We start from the raw sequence: 14,205 nt of genomic DNA on the forward strand, positions 1-14,205 counted from the left end.
GTAAGGACGCATGCCGTCTGGGGCTGACCGGGTTTGTTAACCTGGGCAGGCACCCATGACCGACCTTCGCCATTTGCAGGACACTCCGGACGAGACGCTGCTGCTCATGATGGCCGGCCGGCACGAGGAGGCCCTGCGCGAACTGCATCGCCGGTACGCCCGGCTGCTGTACGGCCTGGGCGGACGCATGCTCAGACAGGCCGATGACGTGGATTCCTGCGTGCAGGACGCATTCATGAACGCGTGGAAGCACGCCGCCCGCTTCGACCCGGCCCGCGCCAAGGCCAAGACCTGGCTGGTCAGCATCGCCCACCACCGCTTCTTGCAACAGTTGCGCGACCGGCCCGACGTGGCCCTGGAGCTGGAGGAGTGGGACGAACCCACCGCCGACCCCGACCCCACCGACGCCGTGCTGGCCCAGCGGGCCATGACCGCCCTGGACGCGTCGCAGCGGCATCTGGTGGAGCTGATGTACTACCGGGGCTACACCCACTCGGAACTCGCCACGATCACCGGTCTGCCGCTGGGCACCGTAAAATCCCGGCTGCGGATCGCGCTCGAGCACATGCGGACGTCACTCGGTATGAAGGAGGGGAAAGACAATGCATCCTGACGAACGCCTTCTGGCCAGCGCGCTGCACCAACTGTCCCCCCCCGAGGAGGAGCGCCTGCAGGCCGAACTGGACGCGGACCCCGCCCTGCGCGCCGAGTGGCAGGCCCTGCACGACTCGCTGGCCACGCTGCTCGACGACCTCGACCTGGAGGCCGTGACCGTTCCCGCCGACGCCGAGGAGCGCCTGATCGCGCGCCTCCACGCCGAGGAACCCGCCCGCAACGATGCGGGCTCCGAGGGGGTGCCGGCCTCCGGCGAGCTGCTCGCCCTACCCCAACCCATGGCCGAGAACCGCGCCGCGCCCGCCCGGCGGCCCGCGTGGTGGGTCGTGTTCCCCCTGGGTCTGGCGGCGGCGGTCGCGCTGCTGTTCGCCACACAGCCGCCGGCCGACCCGCTGGAGCAGTACGCCCGCTCGCCCGGCGCCCGCAGCGCGCCCGTCGTCGCGGGCGGCCAGACACTGGGCACCCTGGTGCGCCTGGCGGACGGCCGGGTGTACGTGCACCTGGACCGCCCGCCCGCCGAGGGCCGCACGTACCAGCTGTGGCAGATCCAGGCGAAGACCCCGGTGTCGCTCGGCGTGTTCGATGACGCCGGCCTGCTCACCGCTGCCCTGCCGCCGGGCACCACCGTCGCGGTCAGCGTGGAGCCGCCCGGCGGCAGCCCGCAGCCCACCACCACGCCGCTGTTCGCCCAGGCCATCTGAAGGCCCCGCCCGCCGCGCCCCGCACCGAGCCGTGTGGGGCGCGGTTCGTCGTGCTGGATCACCCCCGCCCCGGCCGGATCGCCGCGCGTGATCTTTAGGCCACCTTCACGTTTGCTGGTCCCGTGATCCAACCGCCGCGCCCCGGCTTACTAGCTCAGTGAAGGCGCATCCTGATCCACCCCTGACCGGTACCCCCGGGCGGGGCACTCAGGGCCTGCCCCTCGGTCCGCTCCCCCCACGCCCCATTCTTCGGAGGTTCCACCATGACGCAGACCACCTCGACCCGCCGCAAGTTCCTCGGTATGACCGGCCTCATGGGCGCAGGCGCCGTACTGTCCGGCTGCACCAACATCATGGCCGCCACGCCGAACAAGAAGAACCTCGACGCCACGATCTTCAACTTCGCGCTGAACCTTGAGTACCTGGAAGCCGCGTTCTACCTGGCCGCCACGGGCCGTCTGGGCGAACTCGATGCCGTGGGCGGCGACAGCAGCAAGGTCATCCTGCCCGACAACTTCAAGACGGCCGCGAAGGACGGCACGGGCGTTCCCGGTCTGTCGGCTGCGGTCAAGGCCTACGCCAACGAGACGGCCACCGACGAGAAGAACCACGTCGCCGTGATCCGTGCGGTCCTCAAGACGGCCGCCGTGTCGCAGCCCGTGATCGACCTCGGGCCGGCCTTCCAGGCCGCCGGCAACGCGGCTTCGGGCGGCGCCATCACGGGCTTCGACCCCTTCGCCAACGAACTGTTCTTCCTGCACGGCGCGTTCATCTTCGAAGACGTGGGCGTCTCCGCGTACAAGGGCGCGGCGCGCCTGCTGGTTGATGATTCGGCCAACGGCAACCTCGAGAACGCGGCGGGCATCCTGGCCGTCGAGGCCTACCACGCCGGCATGATCCGCACCCTCCTGTACCAGCAGAAGGACGTGGCGGTCACCTCCAGCCTGAAGGTCTCGGACGTCGTGCAGGCCATCAGCAACCTGCGTGACGCCGTCGACGGCAGCTCCGACGACGACCAGGGCATCGTGGACGGAACCAAGTCCAACATCGTCCTGGCGGACACCAACAGCATCGCCTACAGCCGCACCCCGCGCAACGTGGCGAACATCGTCTTCCTCGACACGACCGGCAAGGCTGGCAAGGGCGGCTTCTTCCCCAACGGCATCAGCGGCAACGCCGTCACGGGCGACTACAGCAGCATCCTCTCGCTGTAACCCCCGCTCCGTCCGCATAGGGCCTGGATACCGTGGTGACCGGTATCCAGGCCCTCGTTCTGTTCAGATACTCCAGCCGCCGTCCACCAGGATCTCCTGCCCGGTGATGTACGCGGCCTCGTTCGTGGCCAGGAAGCTGATGGCCGCCGCCACTTCCTCCGGGTGGCCGAAACGCCGGGCGGGAATGCGGACGCTGAGCTTCTCGGCGTCAGCGGGATCGGCATACAGGGCCTTCAGGCGGTCCGTGGAGGTGTAGCCGGGCGCGACGGTGTTGCACGTCACGCCGTCCTGCGCGACTTCCAGGGACAGGGTGCGCAGGTGGTTGGTCACGGCGGCCCGCATGGCGTTGCTGACCGGCAGGTTCAGTGAGGGGCGGCCCACCGTGAGGCTCGTGATCGCGATGATCCGGCCCCAGCGGCGTTCTCTCATGCCGGGCAGCACGCCGTCCACCAGGCGCACAGTGCTGAGGAAGGTCGTGTCGAAGCCGCGCTGCCACGCGTCGCCACTGACCCGGCTGGGCAGGCTGGGGGGTGGTCCGCCCGCGTTGCTGACCAGGATGTCCACGGTCCCGGCGGCGTCCAGCGCGGCCTGCACACCGTCCGGGGTGCTGACGTCGGCCACCGCCCACGCAGCCCCCAGGCCAGCGGCGGCGGCGCGCAGGGTCGGTTCGTCGCGCGCGGCCAGGATCACGTCGGCGCCCAGGTCGCGCAGTTGCGTGGCCGCTGCCAGGCCGATGCCGCGGCTGCCGCCGGTGACCAGGGCGCGCTTGCCGTCCAGTCGGAAGAGGGTCATGCCGCTAGCGTAGAGCATGGGGCCGGCAGCGCTGTGCGCGCTCCGTCAGTCCGGTGCGGCGCCGGCGGGTTCGTCGATCGGGCCGGGTTCGATCACGGTCAGGGAGCGCAGCGTCTCGCCCTGGTGCCAGCCGTACTCGGGGTGCTTCAGGCCCAGCGCGGCGGCAATCGCCTCGGCCGCCGAGCGTTCCGGTTCGCCGTCCAGGCAGAACAGCAGGAACTTACGCCCCCCCGGCGCGATGCGGATGAACAGGTCCGGGCCGATCTCCAGCTGCTGGGTGCGGTTCAGACGAACCGCGCGGCCCTGTGCGTAGGTGAGCGCCTCGCGGATCTTGACGGTGACGGTCGGGTGGCTCACGCGCTCACCTCCAGGCCGCGCAGCAGCATGTCCGCGAAGGTGTCCGCCACGTCGCCGGGTCCCAGCAGGCCGCCCGGCCGGTACCACGTGTACGCCCAGTTCACGGCGGACAGCACCAGGTACGCCGTCATCTTGGGGTCCAGATCCCGGCGGAACGCGCCGGCGTCGATACCCTGCGTGATCAGCTCGCGGTAGAAGGCGTCGATGGAATCGCGCCACCCGGTCACGCGGGCGTATGCGCTGGGCGACAGGTGCTTCCACTCGTGGAAGAACACCGTGGCGCTCTCCATGTTGTCCGCCACGACCTGAACGTGCCGGCGCATGGCCTCGCGCAGCTTCTCTCCGGGCGGCAGCGGCACGTCCCGCAGGGAAAACAGGGCGGTGTCGAACTGCCGCGACGCGCGGTTCACGATCTCGATCAGCAGCTCTTCCTTGCCGCTGATGTGCGCGTACAGGCTGCCGCCCTGCATGCCCAGTTCCCCCGCCAGGTCGCGCATGGACGTGGCGTGGTAGCCGCGCTCGGAGAACAGCGTGCTGGCCGTATCGAGGATCTGTTCGCGGCGGGATTTGACGGAATCGGTCATGGGGACTGGGCGCGCCGGAGCGGCGCTGGCCAGAGGGTAGCACGCGCCCAAACGCCCGTTTGGGATGGGCGGACATCCCCCCGGGAACGGGCCGGGACAGGTGGTAGAACAGACCCCATGACCACCCCGCCCTCCACCCCGGCCGGCGCTGCCCTGGGCGAACCCGCCAGCATCCGGCCGTCTGTGCGCGCGGTGCCCGCGTACCCGTTCACGCCCACCGACGCGCCCATCAAGCTCGACCAGAACGAGAATCCCTACGATTTCCCGGAGCGGCTCAAGGCCATGGCCGTGGAGCGGCTGCTGGAGCGGTCGTGGAACCGCTACCCCGACCTGCACGCCGACGAGCTGCGCCGCCGCATCGCCGCCCTGGAGGACTGGGACGAGCACGGGGTGGTCGTCACGCCCGGCAGCAACGTGCTGATCAAGCTCCTGACCGAGCTCGCCGGGATCGGGCAGACGGTGCTGACCGTGAGCCCCACCTTCAGCGTGTACACGCTCGAGGCGCAGCTGCTCGGCGCGAACCTCGTGCAGGTCAGCCTGAATGACGACTTCTCGCTGCCGGTGGAGGGCCTGCTCGCGGAACTGCGCGCGCGGCCGGCGGGCGTGCTGTACATCACGCAGCCGCACGCGCCCACCGGGCACCTCGACGAGGTCCAGGCCGTCCGGACGTTGCTGGAGGCCGCGCACGACTGGGTGGTCGTGCTCGACGAGGCGTACCACCAGTACAGCCGCAGCGACCTGCGGCCACTGGTGCAGGAGTACCCGAACGCGCTGAGCCTGCGCACCTTTTCCAAGGCATGGAGCCTGGCGGGCGCACGCGCCGGGTACGCGCTGGCCGCTCCGGCACTGGCCGCGAACATCCAGAAGCTGGTATCCGCCTTCACCATGAACGCCCTGACGCAGGCGGTGCTGGAGGTCGCGCTGGAGCACCCCGGCTATGTCCACGAGCGCGTCCAGGAGGCGGTCGCCGAGCGCGGGCGGATGCTGGACGCGCTGCGGGGCCACCCCACGGTCGCGGCCATTCCCAGCCGCGCGAACTTCTTCCTGCTGCGCACCCCGGACGCCGACGCCGCGTACCGGCACTTCCTGGAACGCGGCATCGTGGTGCGCCGGCAGGACCGCCTGCACCTGCTGTCGGGCTGCCTGCGCGTCGCGGTCGGCACGCCCGCCGAGAACGACGCCTTCCTGCGCGCCGCCGCCGAGCTGCGCTGAGTGACGGGTCCCTTCCAGCCCCCGCCGGGCATGGCGCCGCGCTCGGTGCTGGTGCGGAACTGCACGGCGTGCGGCGCGTGCTGCGCGGCGCCGGACATCGCCGCGCTGGGCAAGCCGCTGGGCGTGCCCTGCGTGCACCTGGGGGCCGGGTGCCTGTGCGTCATCTACGACGCCCGCCCGGCGGTGTGCCGGAACTACGCGCCGGACTGGGTGTGCGGCGAGGTGGCGCCCCTGCCGACGCTGGACGCCCGCGTCCGCCGGTTTCTGGAGATCTACGGCCTACAGGACGAGCTGACCGAGTAACGCGCAGCCCAGCACCACACCCCACGCGGGCATCCGCCCGGCCGTGAGCGCCGCGTACGCGGTCAGGGCGAGCGCCAGGTCACGCGGGCCGCGAATCCCGCCCGTGAAGACCGGCGAGTACAGCGCCGCAAGCAGCAGCCCTACCACGCCCGCGTTCACACCCGCCAGCGCCGAGCGCGCGGCCGGAAGGGCAGACAGCGCTGACCAGAACGGCAGGACACCCGCCATCAGCAGCAGGCCCGGCAGGAACACGCCGACTGTGCCCAGCAGCGCCCCTGCAACAGGGGAGACAGCGTTCTGCGCCGCGCCCAGGTACGTGGCGAAGGTAAACAGCGGCCCCGGCACCGCGTTCGCCGCGCCGTACCCGGCGATGAACGTCTCGTGCGTCAGGAAGTGCGGCACAAAGCCGGCCTCCAGCAGCGGCAGTACCACGTGCCCGCCTCCGAACACCAGCGCCCCCGCCCGCGACGTCGCGTCCAGCAGCGCCCAGCCCGGCGCCACGGGTGCCAGCAGTGGCAGAGCAAGGAGCAGCGCCCCGCACGCGCTCAGCAGCCCCAGCCCGGCGGTGCGGGACACCGGCACCGCCGGCAGGTGACCCCCGCGCCCGCTTCCCGCCGGAAGGACACGCCACCCCACCAGCGCGCACGCCACGAGCGCCCCGACCTGCCACCCCGCGCCCGGCGCCACGACCAGCAGCGCGGCCACGCCCAGCGCCAGCGCCGCGCGCACCCGGTCCGTGACCAGCGTGCTCCACATACCCGCCACCGCCTGCGCGACCACGGCGACCGCCGCGACCTTCAGACCAGTCAGCCACCCGGCCGCGCCCACGTCCCCCACCCGCGCGACCCCCAGCGCGAACGCGGTCATCAGCACGGCGCTCGGCAGCGTGAAGCCCACCCACGCCGCCAGCGCGCCCGGCCACCCGGCCCGCAGCAGGCCCACCGCGAAGCCCGTCTGGGAACTCGCCGGGCCGGGCAGGAACTGCGCCAGGGCGAGCAGGTCGGCGTACGCTTCCTCGGTCAGCCACGCGCGGCGCGCCACGAACTCCGCCCGGAAATACCCCAGGTGCGCGACCGGCCCGCCGAAACTCGTCAGGCCCAGCCGCAGGAACACCACGAAGACCTCCAGCGCACGCATCCTGCCCAGGGTAAACGCTGCCGGGTCAGGCCCCCGTCAACGCGAACAGCCCCGCCGCTAGGGCCAGGGCTGACGTGTACCGGTACAGTGGTGGTTTCTCGGCGGGGCAGAGCGATAAAAGGAAAGTGTCGGCGCCTGGAACGAGCAGTTCGCTCACCCGATGCTGTACTGCAAGGCCTGACGGCACCTGTGCACCGCGAGGGAGAGGAGTGAAAACCGAGGCGTCCCACCGTGCGTCTAACCGAAAGCCATAGTGCGCAAAGCCCCCGGGCGGTGACAGCAACAACGCAGGTAGCAGGTACAAGGCCCCGCACCAACAGGACCTAGTATCAGGTCAATCCCAATGAGATGGCGACCACCTGCCGAGCGCAGCGCCGCTCCCCCTGCCCCTCTGCTGCGCAGCTCTTCGAGTCTGGGGGAGGGGGTTGAGGGGCGGGGAAGCCCGCCGCAGGCGCCTACCTTCCACCCCCCAACAGCAGATCAGTCGTCCGCCGCCTGCCCCGCTCCCCCCGGCTGCGGACGCCCCCGCCCCGGCACCTCCGGATTCTCGACGAACACCGTGGGGTCGTACGCGTCGAAGCCGATCTCGTGTTCGTACGCGCCGATCTTGTCGTGCAGCCGCCGGACGTCACCCTCGACCATGCCGTAGTCGAAGGTGTCCCAGATGGCGGTGGTGCGCGGATTCTCGCCCTCGAAGTCCGGCACCTCGCGCGTCTTGCGGATGCCCTCCTCGAGCGCCTTGCGGCTCTCGACGCCGAGGTTCCGGAACGCGACCTGCATGACGTCGCGCTGGAAATCGCGCGGGCCGTAGATGCCGGCGCGGTACACCGTCTCCTGGAACTGCTGCCAGTCCGGGATCAGCGTGGCGGCGGGCATGGCGAACTGGCCGATGATGCTGCGGATGGCCTCCAGGGTCTGCTGCGGGTAGTAGTACAGGTACATCCGCACGCCTTCCAGGAAGAAGTTGTAGTGCGCGGCCTCGTCCACGGCGATGGTCTGCGCGACCTTCGCCAGCACCGGGTCATGCACCCCCGTCAGGTGCGGCTTCTCGCTCTTGCCCTGCGCGATCTTCATCATGTTCAGGTAGTTCAGCTGTGTGGCGCGCTCCTGGAACACGGTGTACACGAGGTTGTGAATGGCGTCGGGGAAGGGGAGTTCCCACGTCTGGGACTTCAGGCGGCGCTTGTACTCCTCGATGTACGCCGGGTCGCGCTGTCCGGTGAACAGCAGGGCGTTTTCCCAAGCGTCGGCGTGTTTTTCCTCTTCGCTTCCCCAGCGCATCTGGAAGTGCGACCGGCCGTGACTGCGCCGCACGAGGTGGATCAGGCTGCTGGTGAAGTCCGGCGCGTACTGTTCCACGGCGAAAAAGCCCTGGATGACGGTGATCAGCTCGGGCGGCAGATCCTTGCGGATGGCCCGCCAGTCGAAGCTGCGGTCGGCGTTCCAGTTGCGGGTCTCCTGGCTGCGGGCGGTGTACCAGCGGTACAGGCCCAGGAAGCCGCGCTCGATCAGGCGGTCTTTTTCACGGTTGCTGAGCAGCGCCGCCGGCGTGGGCGGGCGGCTGTCCAGGGTATCGGGCGGCAGGATGTCGGCCACGGTGGATGCCTCCTCAGGAACCGCCCGGCCGCTGGGCCTGCGGGTGAACAGCGGGGGGACGGTATACCGCTTACCCTACTCGCCCGCGCGGCGCGGGGCCGTGTCCGGGAACGCGGTTCAAAACGCGGGGCCTTCGGGGTTTACAGGCCGCATCCTCACCATCTGGTCAGGCGCGGCGCGGCTACACTTGCCGCATGGATCTCGTCGGCCAGCTCGCTCCGGATTTCACCCTTCCCGCCTCCACCGGGCAGGCGGTCACCCTCAGTTCGTACCGGGGGCACCACCACGTGGTGCTGGTGTTCTACCCGCTGGACTTCAGCCCGGTGTGTTCCATGCAGCTCCCGGAGTACTCCGGCCGCCAGGACGACTTCGCGGACGCGGGCGCGGTCGTGCTGGGCGTGAACCGTGACTCCGTGCACGCGCACAAGGCCTGGGCGGCCGAGTACGGCATCGAGGTGCCGCTGCTGGCCGACATGAAACTGGACGTGGCGCGGATGTACGGCGTCGCTATCGACGACCGCGCCATCAGCGGCCGGGCGGTGTTCGTGATCGACCGCTCGGGCGTGGTGCGCTTCCAGCATGTCGAGGAAAAGACGGGCGACTACACCGTGCGCCCCGAGGCCGTGCTCGCCAAGCTCCGCGCCCTGTGAGCGACGTGCAGGTCCTGAGTTTCATCAACCTCAAGGGCGGCGTGGCCAAGACCACCACCGCCGTGCAGCTTGCCGACACGCTGGCGTTCATGAAGCAGAAGCGGGTGCTGGTGCTCGACCTGGACCCGCAGACGAACGCCACCCTGGCCCTGATCGGCGAGGAGCGCTGGGCGCAGGCGGACGCCGACCGGCAGACGCTCGCGCACCTGTTCCTGGACCAGGTGAACGGCACGGGGGACTTTGACGTATCGCGCGCGATCATCAAGGGGGCCAGCAACCTGAACCGGGTGCCGGAGCGCGTCATCGAGCAGCTGCCCGAGGGCACCCGTTACGGCCGGGTGGACGTCCTGCCCAGCTCGATCCGGTTGATCGACGTGCAGGACCGCATGCAGGACATCGCCGCGCGGTCGTTCTACGCCGTGAATCCCATGGATGTCGTGCGGAAGTTCGTCGCGCCCAGCTTCGCCGCATACGACTACGTGCTGATCGACTGTCCGCCCAACCTGGGCTTCATCACCCAGAACGGCCTGGAGGTCAGCGACCACTACGTGATCCCGACCATTCCGGACCGCCTGAGCACCTACGGCATTCCGCAGATCGCCGGCCGCATCGGCGAGATCCGCCGCGCCCGGCACCTGAAGCTGCGCTGCCTGGGCGTGGTCGTCACCAAGTACCAGTCGAGCAGCACCCAGCACCGCCAGGGCCTGGAACGCCTGCCCGCCGAGCTGGAGCGCGCCTTCGCCGGCACCGGTGACGCCACCCCGCCGATCTTCGGCACCGTTCTGCCGCAGACCAACGCCAGCGCCGAGGCCATGACCTTCGACCGTCAGGCCGGCACGTACCGCGACAAGTACGGCGGCACGCAGGTCGGCGGTCAGGCCGCGTACCGCTATGGCCTGGACCTCGCGGACGAACTCGAAGACCGCCTGGTGCCCGCTTGAACCCTACAGCGCTTCCGGATCGACCAGCAGGGCCGTCTCGGCCTCGAAGGCCTCGGCGTAGCGCACCCGGCCCAGCGTGCCCCAGTACCCCTGGCGGGCCCGGCGCCGCTCCACGATCTCCGGCGTGACCGTCTCGGAGATGGCCGCGCCCGCGAACTGGCTCTCGTGCGCCAGGATCGCCGCGGCCCAGACCTCCTGCACGCCCTCGACATCCACCAGCAGCGTGGGCGTGATGTCCGCGTTGCCCTGGTACAGCAGCACGCGCGACACGCGGTGCGGCTCGCCGCCCACGTACGCCTTCTGGAGCTGCGCGAGATGCACCGCCCGCTTGCTCAGGTGGTACGCCCCGAAATGGTCCGGGTGACGGTCCTTGAAGTGCGGCACGACCAGCACCGTCGGCCGCACCGCGCGCAGGGTCGCCGCCAGCCGGTGCGCGGCCTTGGCGGTGTCCATGATCTCGCCGTCCACCAGCCCCAGCTGCCCGCGCCAGCTCAGGCCCATGATCTGCGCCGCCCGCGCGCACTCCTGCACGCGCACCTCCGGCGTGCCCTGCGTGCCCTTCTCGCCGCGCGACAGTTCCAGGATGCCGACCTTCTTCCCGGCCTGCGCCAGCCGGATCAGGGTGCCGCCCGCGCCGATCTCCGCGTCGTCCGGATGGGGGGCCAGACACAACCAGTCCAGCGGCTGAACGTCACCGTATACCGTCTCGAAGGCCGAATTCATGCGCCCCAGGATAGGGCCTTGGCCCTCGGGTGGCCGCTTGACACCCCCCGCCGGCATTCCTATACTCTCTGAGCTTCGGACGAAGTGGGCCAGTGTAGCTCAGTGGTAGAGCAGCTGATTCGTAATCAGCAGGTCGTCGGTTCAAGTCCGACCCCTGGCTCCAGGAAAAACCCCGCCCAGTGCGGGGTTTATTCGTTCAGTCCACGCGGCCGGGCGGAAGCAGGATCGCCCGCGCCGGCGCTCCGTCCGCTCCGTGCAGCGGCAGCGGCAGACACACCAGGGTGTAGTGGCCCTCCGGGACCGCGCTGAGGTTCAGGCCCTCCAGGATGAACGTGCCGGTGTCGCGGCACGCGGCGTGCGCGTCCAGCGTCTTGCTCTCCAGTGGATCGACGCTGGGCGCGTCGGTGCCAATCAGGCGCACGCCGCGCCGGGCGGCCTCGCGGACCAGGGCGGGTGACAGGGCCACGAAGTCGCGCGGGAAGGCCGTCCAGTGCGCGGGCTGCCCGGTGTGCAGCAGCAGCCGGGGCGGCAGGGACGTGGGCAGGGCGTCCAGAACGGCGGCAGGGAGCAGGCCGCCCACCGCGCGCCCGCGCACGTCCAGCACCGCGCATCCGCCCACCCACGCGTCCAGGGGCACGTCCTCCAGGCGGGCGCCCGCGTCGTCGTAGTGCCACGGGGCGTCCACGTGCGTGCCGGTGTGCGTGCTGGTGCTCAGGACGCCGGTATTCACGCTGTCGCCGCCGGCGATCCGCAGGCCGGGCGTGACGGTGAAGTCGGCGTCACCCGGCCAGTTCGGGTGGTTCGGGGTCAGGGCGCGGCTGATGTCGAGGAGGACGGGCGGGGTCATGACGGACATCATCGCGCCCGGCGGAGGGGCCGCGGGCGCTGCACCGGGTTCATACGTGATCCAGCATATTGCGCACCCCCGAACCGTCACCCACAATACCTTCATGAGGTTGCGGACGCTGGGTGGGCTGTCCGTGGAGGGGGTGACCTTCAGGCGGGAGAAGGTGCTCCTTCTGCTCGCCTATCTGTGCATCGAGGGCCCGCAGGCCCGCCGCCGCCTGGCCGAACTGTTCTGGCCGGACGCCGCGAATCCCATGAACTCCCTGGCGCAGCACCTCGTGCACCTGCGCAGCCTGCCCGGCGCCCTGATCGAGGACGGCAACCGCGTGGCGTCGGGCGTGCCGTGCGACGCGGGCGTGATGCGCGCGGCGATCCGCGAGGGCCGCCACGCCGACGCCGTCAGCGAGTACCGCGGCGCGTACCTGGACGCCCTGACCATTCCCCTCGGGCCGGACCTCGAGGAGTGGGTCTACGAAACGCGCGAGGCCCTGGCCCGCGAGGCGCGTGGCGCCCTGATCACCCTGGCCGGGCACGCCGCCGCGCACGGGCACGCGGCGCAGGCGTCGGACCTCGCGGCGCGAGCCCTGCTGCTGGACGGCGCGCCGCCCGCCGACGAGCTGGAACTCCCGAGGCTGTGGCATCTGCTGTCGCTGACCGCTCATCCGCTGGCCGCGCAGGTGGAACGCGAGGCGCGCGACCTGGGCCTGACCCTGCACGCCGCGCCGACGCCGCCCACGACGCTCTTCGTGGGCCGTCACGCGCAGCTGGACGTGCTGTCGCACCTGCCGCCCGGTCAGGTCGCGTGGATCAGCGGGCACGCCGGCATGGGCAAGACTGCCCTGCTGGACGCCCTGACCCGCACGGGTGGCTGGACGGCGCTGCACGGCCGCGGCGGCGCGCCCTACAGCACCCTGGACCCCCTGTTCCGCAGTCCGCCGTCCTCGCCGGCCGCCGCGCTGCACGGGCTGCGCGACGCCCACCTGCGCCTCGGCGTGGACGACTGGGACAGCGTGGACGCCGCGTCGCAGGCCGTGATCGAGGCCGCCGCGCGCCACCGAACCGGCGCGGCCATCGTGATTGCGGCGCGGCTGCACCCGCCCTTCGAGGTGGACGTGCACCTCCAGCTGGACGTGCTCGGCCCGGACGACCTGCGCGACCACCCCGGCCTGTACGACCTGACCGAGGGCCACCCCACGCTGGTCGCCGCCGCGCTGCGCGGCCAGCCGCTCGACGTGCGGCAGGGCGCCCGCGTGCGCGCCCTGCCCGCCCAGGTGCGCGACACCTACCTGATGCTGGCGCTGCAGGACCCTCCGGACCTACGCGCCACCCGCAAGGCCAGCGGCCTGAGCGCCGACACCTTCGCCCTGACGCTCTCCCATCTCACGCAGGAGGGCCTGACCGCCGAGGGTGGGCACGTGTACGCCGCCGCCGCCGCCCGCGAACTGCTGGAGCAGGTGCCGGTGCACGCCAAGCTGCTGCACCTGAAACTCGCCCGGGCGCTGGGCGGCATGAGGGCGTGGCCGCACTACGTGGCCGCCCGCGACCTGTGGGAAGACGTGGACGAGGACGCCGCCGCGCGCGCCGCCGGTCTGCGCGCCGCGGAGGACCTGCGCCGCGGCTTTCCCGGCCGGGCCCTGGAGGTGCTGGCGGCCTTCGGTGACCGCGCCGACCTGGCGGTGCCGCACGTGTGGGCGCTGGTGGGCGTGGGCCGCTACGCCGAGGCGCTGCACCGCCTCGACGCGCTGGACGACCGCGCGGCGGCCGCGCCGGCGGTGCAGGCGGCGCGCGCGACCGTCCTGGTCCGCCTGGGCCGCGACGCCGAGGCGCTGGACCTCGCCCAGCTCATCTCCGGCAGCGGTCCGGAGGCGGCGCAGGCCGCCAGCGTGCTGGCACACGCCGCCCGCAGCCGCGAGGACTGGCCGGGCGCCCGCCACCACAGCCAGATCGCGGCGGACCTGTGGCGGCTGCAGGGCGAGGAGCAGCAGTACGTGGCGGAACTGGGCCTGGTCGCGTGGGCGCGCTCGTACCTGGACGTCACGCCGGACGAGGCCTTCCAGGACGTGCTGCCAATGGCCGAGCGCTTCGAGAACGTCCGCGGGGCCATCGTGCTGAACTATGCCAAGCGGCTGGTCGAGGTGGGCGAACTGGGCCGCTCCGTGACCCTGATGGAACAGGCGGGCCGCGACCTGGAGCGCGCGGGCAACACGCTGGCGCACGCCCAGACGGTCATCAACCGGGGCGTGCTGCTGCACCTGCAGGGCCACCTGCCCGAAGCCGCCGCGCTGTACCGCGAGGCGATCGAGCTGCTGCGCGGCACCGGCAGCGTGCGCACCATGGGTATGGCGCTGAGTAACCTCAGCGAGATCGAGGGCGACCTGAGCGCCTTCGAGGACGTGCTGGGGCTGCTGCTGCGCGCCGAGCAGACGGACCTCGTGATGCAGATCCGTCGCAGCGCCCGCCTCGTGCAGCGTGCCCAGGCGCCAGCGTCTCCGTCCTGACCGCCGCTTCCGGCCCGATCATGTCGTGATCATGGT

At 71.2% G+C, this 14,205-nt stretch carries 15 protein-coding genes and 1 tRNA gene; 9 read left to right on the top strand and 7 right to left on the bottom strand.

What is annotated here, in order from left to right:
* Positions 1 to 55: 55 nt before the first annotated feature.
* The 3 genes from HNQ07_RS00135 (at position 56) to HNQ07_RS00145 (ending at position 2,530) form a co-directional block, all read left to right on the top strand.
* Positions 56 to 613 (top strand): RNA polymerase sigma factor, encoded by a 558-nt coding sequence (locus tag HNQ07_RS00135; RefSeq protein WP_229831822.1) that lies wholly within the window; start codon positions 56 to 58, stop codon positions 611 to 613.
* Positions 603 to 1,316 (top strand): anti-sigma factor, encoded by a 714-nt coding sequence (locus tag HNQ07_RS00140; protein ID WP_184108669.1) that lies wholly within the window; start codon positions 603 to 605, stop codon positions 1,314 to 1,316. The genes HNQ07_RS00135 and HNQ07_RS00140 overlap by 11 nt, the downstream gene beginning before the upstream one ends.
* Positions 1,317 to 1,579: 263 nt before the next feature.
* A complete protein-coding gene (locus tag HNQ07_RS00145; RefSeq protein ID WP_184108671.1) occupies positions 1,580 to 2,530 on the top strand; it encodes a ferritin-like domain-containing protein in 951 nt (316 codons plus the stop codon).
* Positions 2,531 to 2,593: 63 nt separating this feature from the next.
* On the opposite strand, the gene HNQ07_RS00150 is transcribed toward HNQ07_RS00145, so the two are convergent.
* Genes HNQ07_RS00150 through HNQ07_RS00160 form a run of 3 tightly spaced genes read right to left on the bottom strand, consistent with a single transcriptional unit; the run spans position 2,594 to position 4,263 of the window.
* Positions 2,594 to 3,322: an SDR family oxidoreductase gene (locus tag HNQ07_RS00150; protein WP_184108673.1), complete on the bottom strand. Its 729-nt coding sequence runs from the start codon at positions 3,320 to 3,322 to the stop codon at positions 2,594 to 2,596.
* A gap of 45 nt (positions 3,323 to 3,367) precedes the next feature.
* Positions 3,368 to 3,679, bottom strand: coding sequence for a hypothetical protein (locus tag HNQ07_RS00155; RefSeq protein ID WP_184108675.1), 312 nt, complete (start codon positions 3,677 to 3,679; stop codon positions 3,368 to 3,370).
* Positions 3,676 to 4,263 carry a TetR/AcrR family transcriptional regulator gene (locus HNQ07_RS00160; protein WP_184108677.1) on the bottom strand — a complete coding sequence of 196 codons (588 nt, stop codon included), beginning with the start codon at positions 4,261 to 4,263 and terminating at the stop codon, positions 3,676 to 3,678. The genes HNQ07_RS00155 and HNQ07_RS00160 overlap by 4 nt, the downstream gene beginning before the upstream one ends.
* A 117-nt stretch (positions 4,264 to 4,380) precedes the next feature.
* Between HNQ07_RS00160 and HNQ07_RS00165 the strand changes: the two genes are divergently transcribed.
* A complete protein-coding gene (locus HNQ07_RS00165; protein ID WP_184108679.1) occupies positions 4,381 to 5,475 on the top strand; it encodes a pyridoxal phosphate-dependent aminotransferase in 1,095 nt (364 codons plus the stop codon).
* Positions 5,476 to 5,505: 30 nt separating this feature from the next.
* The gene (locus HNQ07_RS00170) at positions 5,506 to 5,778 is read left to right on the top strand and encodes a YkgJ family cysteine cluster protein (RefSeq protein ID WP_184109784.1); all 273 of its coding nucleotides are present in this window, start codon (positions 5,506 to 5,508) and stop codon (positions 5,776 to 5,778) included.
* On the opposite strand, the gene chrA is transcribed toward HNQ07_RS00170, so the two are convergent.
* Together chrA and HNQ07_RS00180 are read right to left on the bottom strand one after the other, a co-directional pair.
* Positions 5,755 to 6,915: a chromate efflux transporter gene (chrA, locus tag HNQ07_RS00175; RefSeq protein WP_184108681.1), complete on the bottom strand. Its 1,161-nt coding sequence runs from the start codon at positions 6,913 to 6,915 to the stop codon at positions 5,755 to 5,757. The genes HNQ07_RS00170 and chrA overlap by 24 nt on opposite strands.
* Positions 6,916 to 7,395: 480 nt before the next feature.
* Positions 7,396 to 8,511 (bottom strand): acyl-ACP desaturase, encoded by a 1,116-nt coding sequence (locus tag HNQ07_RS00180; protein WP_184108683.1) that lies wholly within the window; start codon positions 8,509 to 8,511, stop codon positions 7,396 to 7,398.
* A 194-nt stretch (positions 8,512 to 8,705) separates the two neighbouring features.
* Here HNQ07_RS00180 and HNQ07_RS00185 point away from each other — a divergent pair, with 194 nt between their 5' ends.
* Together HNQ07_RS00185 and HNQ07_RS00190 are read left to right on the top strand one after the other, a co-directional pair.
* Positions 8,706 to 9,161 carry a redoxin domain-containing protein gene (locus HNQ07_RS00185; protein ID WP_184108685.1) on the top strand — a complete coding sequence of 152 codons (456 nt, stop codon included), beginning with the start codon at positions 8,706 to 8,708 and terminating at the stop codon, positions 9,159 to 9,161.
* Entirely contained in the window at positions 9,158 to 10,102 is a 945-nt protein-coding gene (locus tag HNQ07_RS00190; RefSeq protein WP_229831821.1) for a ParA family protein, read from the top strand. Before HNQ07_RS00185 ends, HNQ07_RS00190 begins: the two co-directional genes overlap by 4 nt.
* 3 nt (positions 10,103 to 10,105) lie before the next feature.
* Here HNQ07_RS00190 and bshB1 read toward each other — a convergent pair whose 3' ends face one another.
* A complete protein-coding gene (gene bshB1 / locus HNQ07_RS00195) occupies positions 10,106 to 10,825 on the bottom strand; it encodes a bacillithiol biosynthesis deacetylase BshB1 (protein WP_184108687.1) in 720 nt (239 codons plus the stop codon).
* A gap of 88 nt (positions 10,826 to 10,913) precedes the next feature.
* Between bshB1 and HNQ07_RS00200 the strand changes: the two genes are divergently transcribed.
* A tRNA-Thr gene (locus tag HNQ07_RS00200) sits at positions 10,914 to 10,988 on the top strand.
* Between the two features lie 33 nt (positions 10,989 to 11,021).
* Here HNQ07_RS00200 and HNQ07_RS00205 read toward each other — a convergent pair.
* On the bottom strand, positions 11,022 to 11,672 hold the full coding sequence (locus tag HNQ07_RS00205; protein ID WP_373297943.1) for a cyclase family protein: 651 nt from the start codon (positions 11,670 to 11,672) through the stop codon (positions 11,022 to 11,024).
* A gap of 103 nt (positions 11,673 to 11,775) precedes the next feature.
* On the opposite strand from HNQ07_RS00205, the gene HNQ07_RS00210 reads away from it, so the two are divergent.
* Positions 11,776 to 14,169, top strand: a complete 2,394-nt coding sequence (locus tag HNQ07_RS00210) for an AfsR/SARP family transcriptional regulator (protein ID WP_184108691.1) — start codon at positions 11,776 to 11,778, stop codon at positions 14,167 to 14,169.
* Positions 14,170 to 14,205: the final 36 nt, after the last annotated feature.

The sequence above is a fragment of the Deinococcus metalli genome, from assembly GCF_014201805.1.
Taxonomy (GTDB): Bacteria; Deinococcota; Deinococci; order Deinococcales; family Deinococcaceae; genus Deinococcus; species Deinococcus metalli.

Coding starts and splice junctions, on each gene's coding strand:
- HNQ07_RS00135 (WP_229831822.1), top strand. CDS start 56: ATGACCGACCTTCGCCATTTGCAGGACACTCCGGACGAGACGCTGCTG.
- HNQ07_RS00140 (WP_184108669.1), top strand. CDS start 603: ATGCATCCTGACGAACGCCTTCTGGCCAGCGCGCTGCACCAACTGTCC.
- HNQ07_RS00145 (WP_184108671.1), top strand. CDS start 1,580: ATGACGCAGACCACCTCGACCCGCCGCAAGTTCCTCGGTATGACCGGC.
- HNQ07_RS00150 (WP_184108673.1), bottom strand. CDS start 3,322: ATGACCCTCTTCCGACTGGACGGCAAGCGCGCCCTGGTCACCGGCGGC.
- HNQ07_RS00160 (WP_184108677.1), bottom strand. CDS start 4,263: ATGACCGATTCCGTCAAATCCCGCCGCGAACAGATCCTCGATACGGCC.
- HNQ07_RS00165 (WP_184108679.1), top strand. CDS start 4,381: ATGACCACCCCGCCCTCCACCCCGGCCGGCGCTGCCCTGGGCGAACCC.
- HNQ07_RS00170 (WP_184109784.1), top strand. CDS start 5,506: ATGGCGCCGCGCTCGGTGCTGGTGCGGAACTGCACGGCGTGCGGCGCG.
- chrA (WP_184108681.1), bottom strand. CDS start 6,915: ATGCGTGCGCTGGAGGTCTTCGTGGTGTTCCTGCGGCTGGGCCTGACG.
- HNQ07_RS00185 (WP_184108685.1), top strand. CDS start 8,706: ATGGATCTCGTCGGCCAGCTCGCTCCGGATTTCACCCTTCCCGCCTCC.
- bshB1 (WP_184108687.1), bottom strand. CDS start 10,825: ATGAATTCGGCCTTCGAGACGGTATACGGTGACGTTCAGCCGCTGGAC.
- HNQ07_RS00205 (WP_373297943.1), bottom strand. CDS start 11,672: ATGACCCCGCCCGTCCTCCTCGACATCAGCCGCGCCCTGACCCCGAAC.
- HNQ07_RS00210 (WP_184108691.1), top strand. CDS start 11,776: ATGAGGTTGCGGACGCTGGGTGGGCTGTCCGTGGAGGGGGTGACCTTC.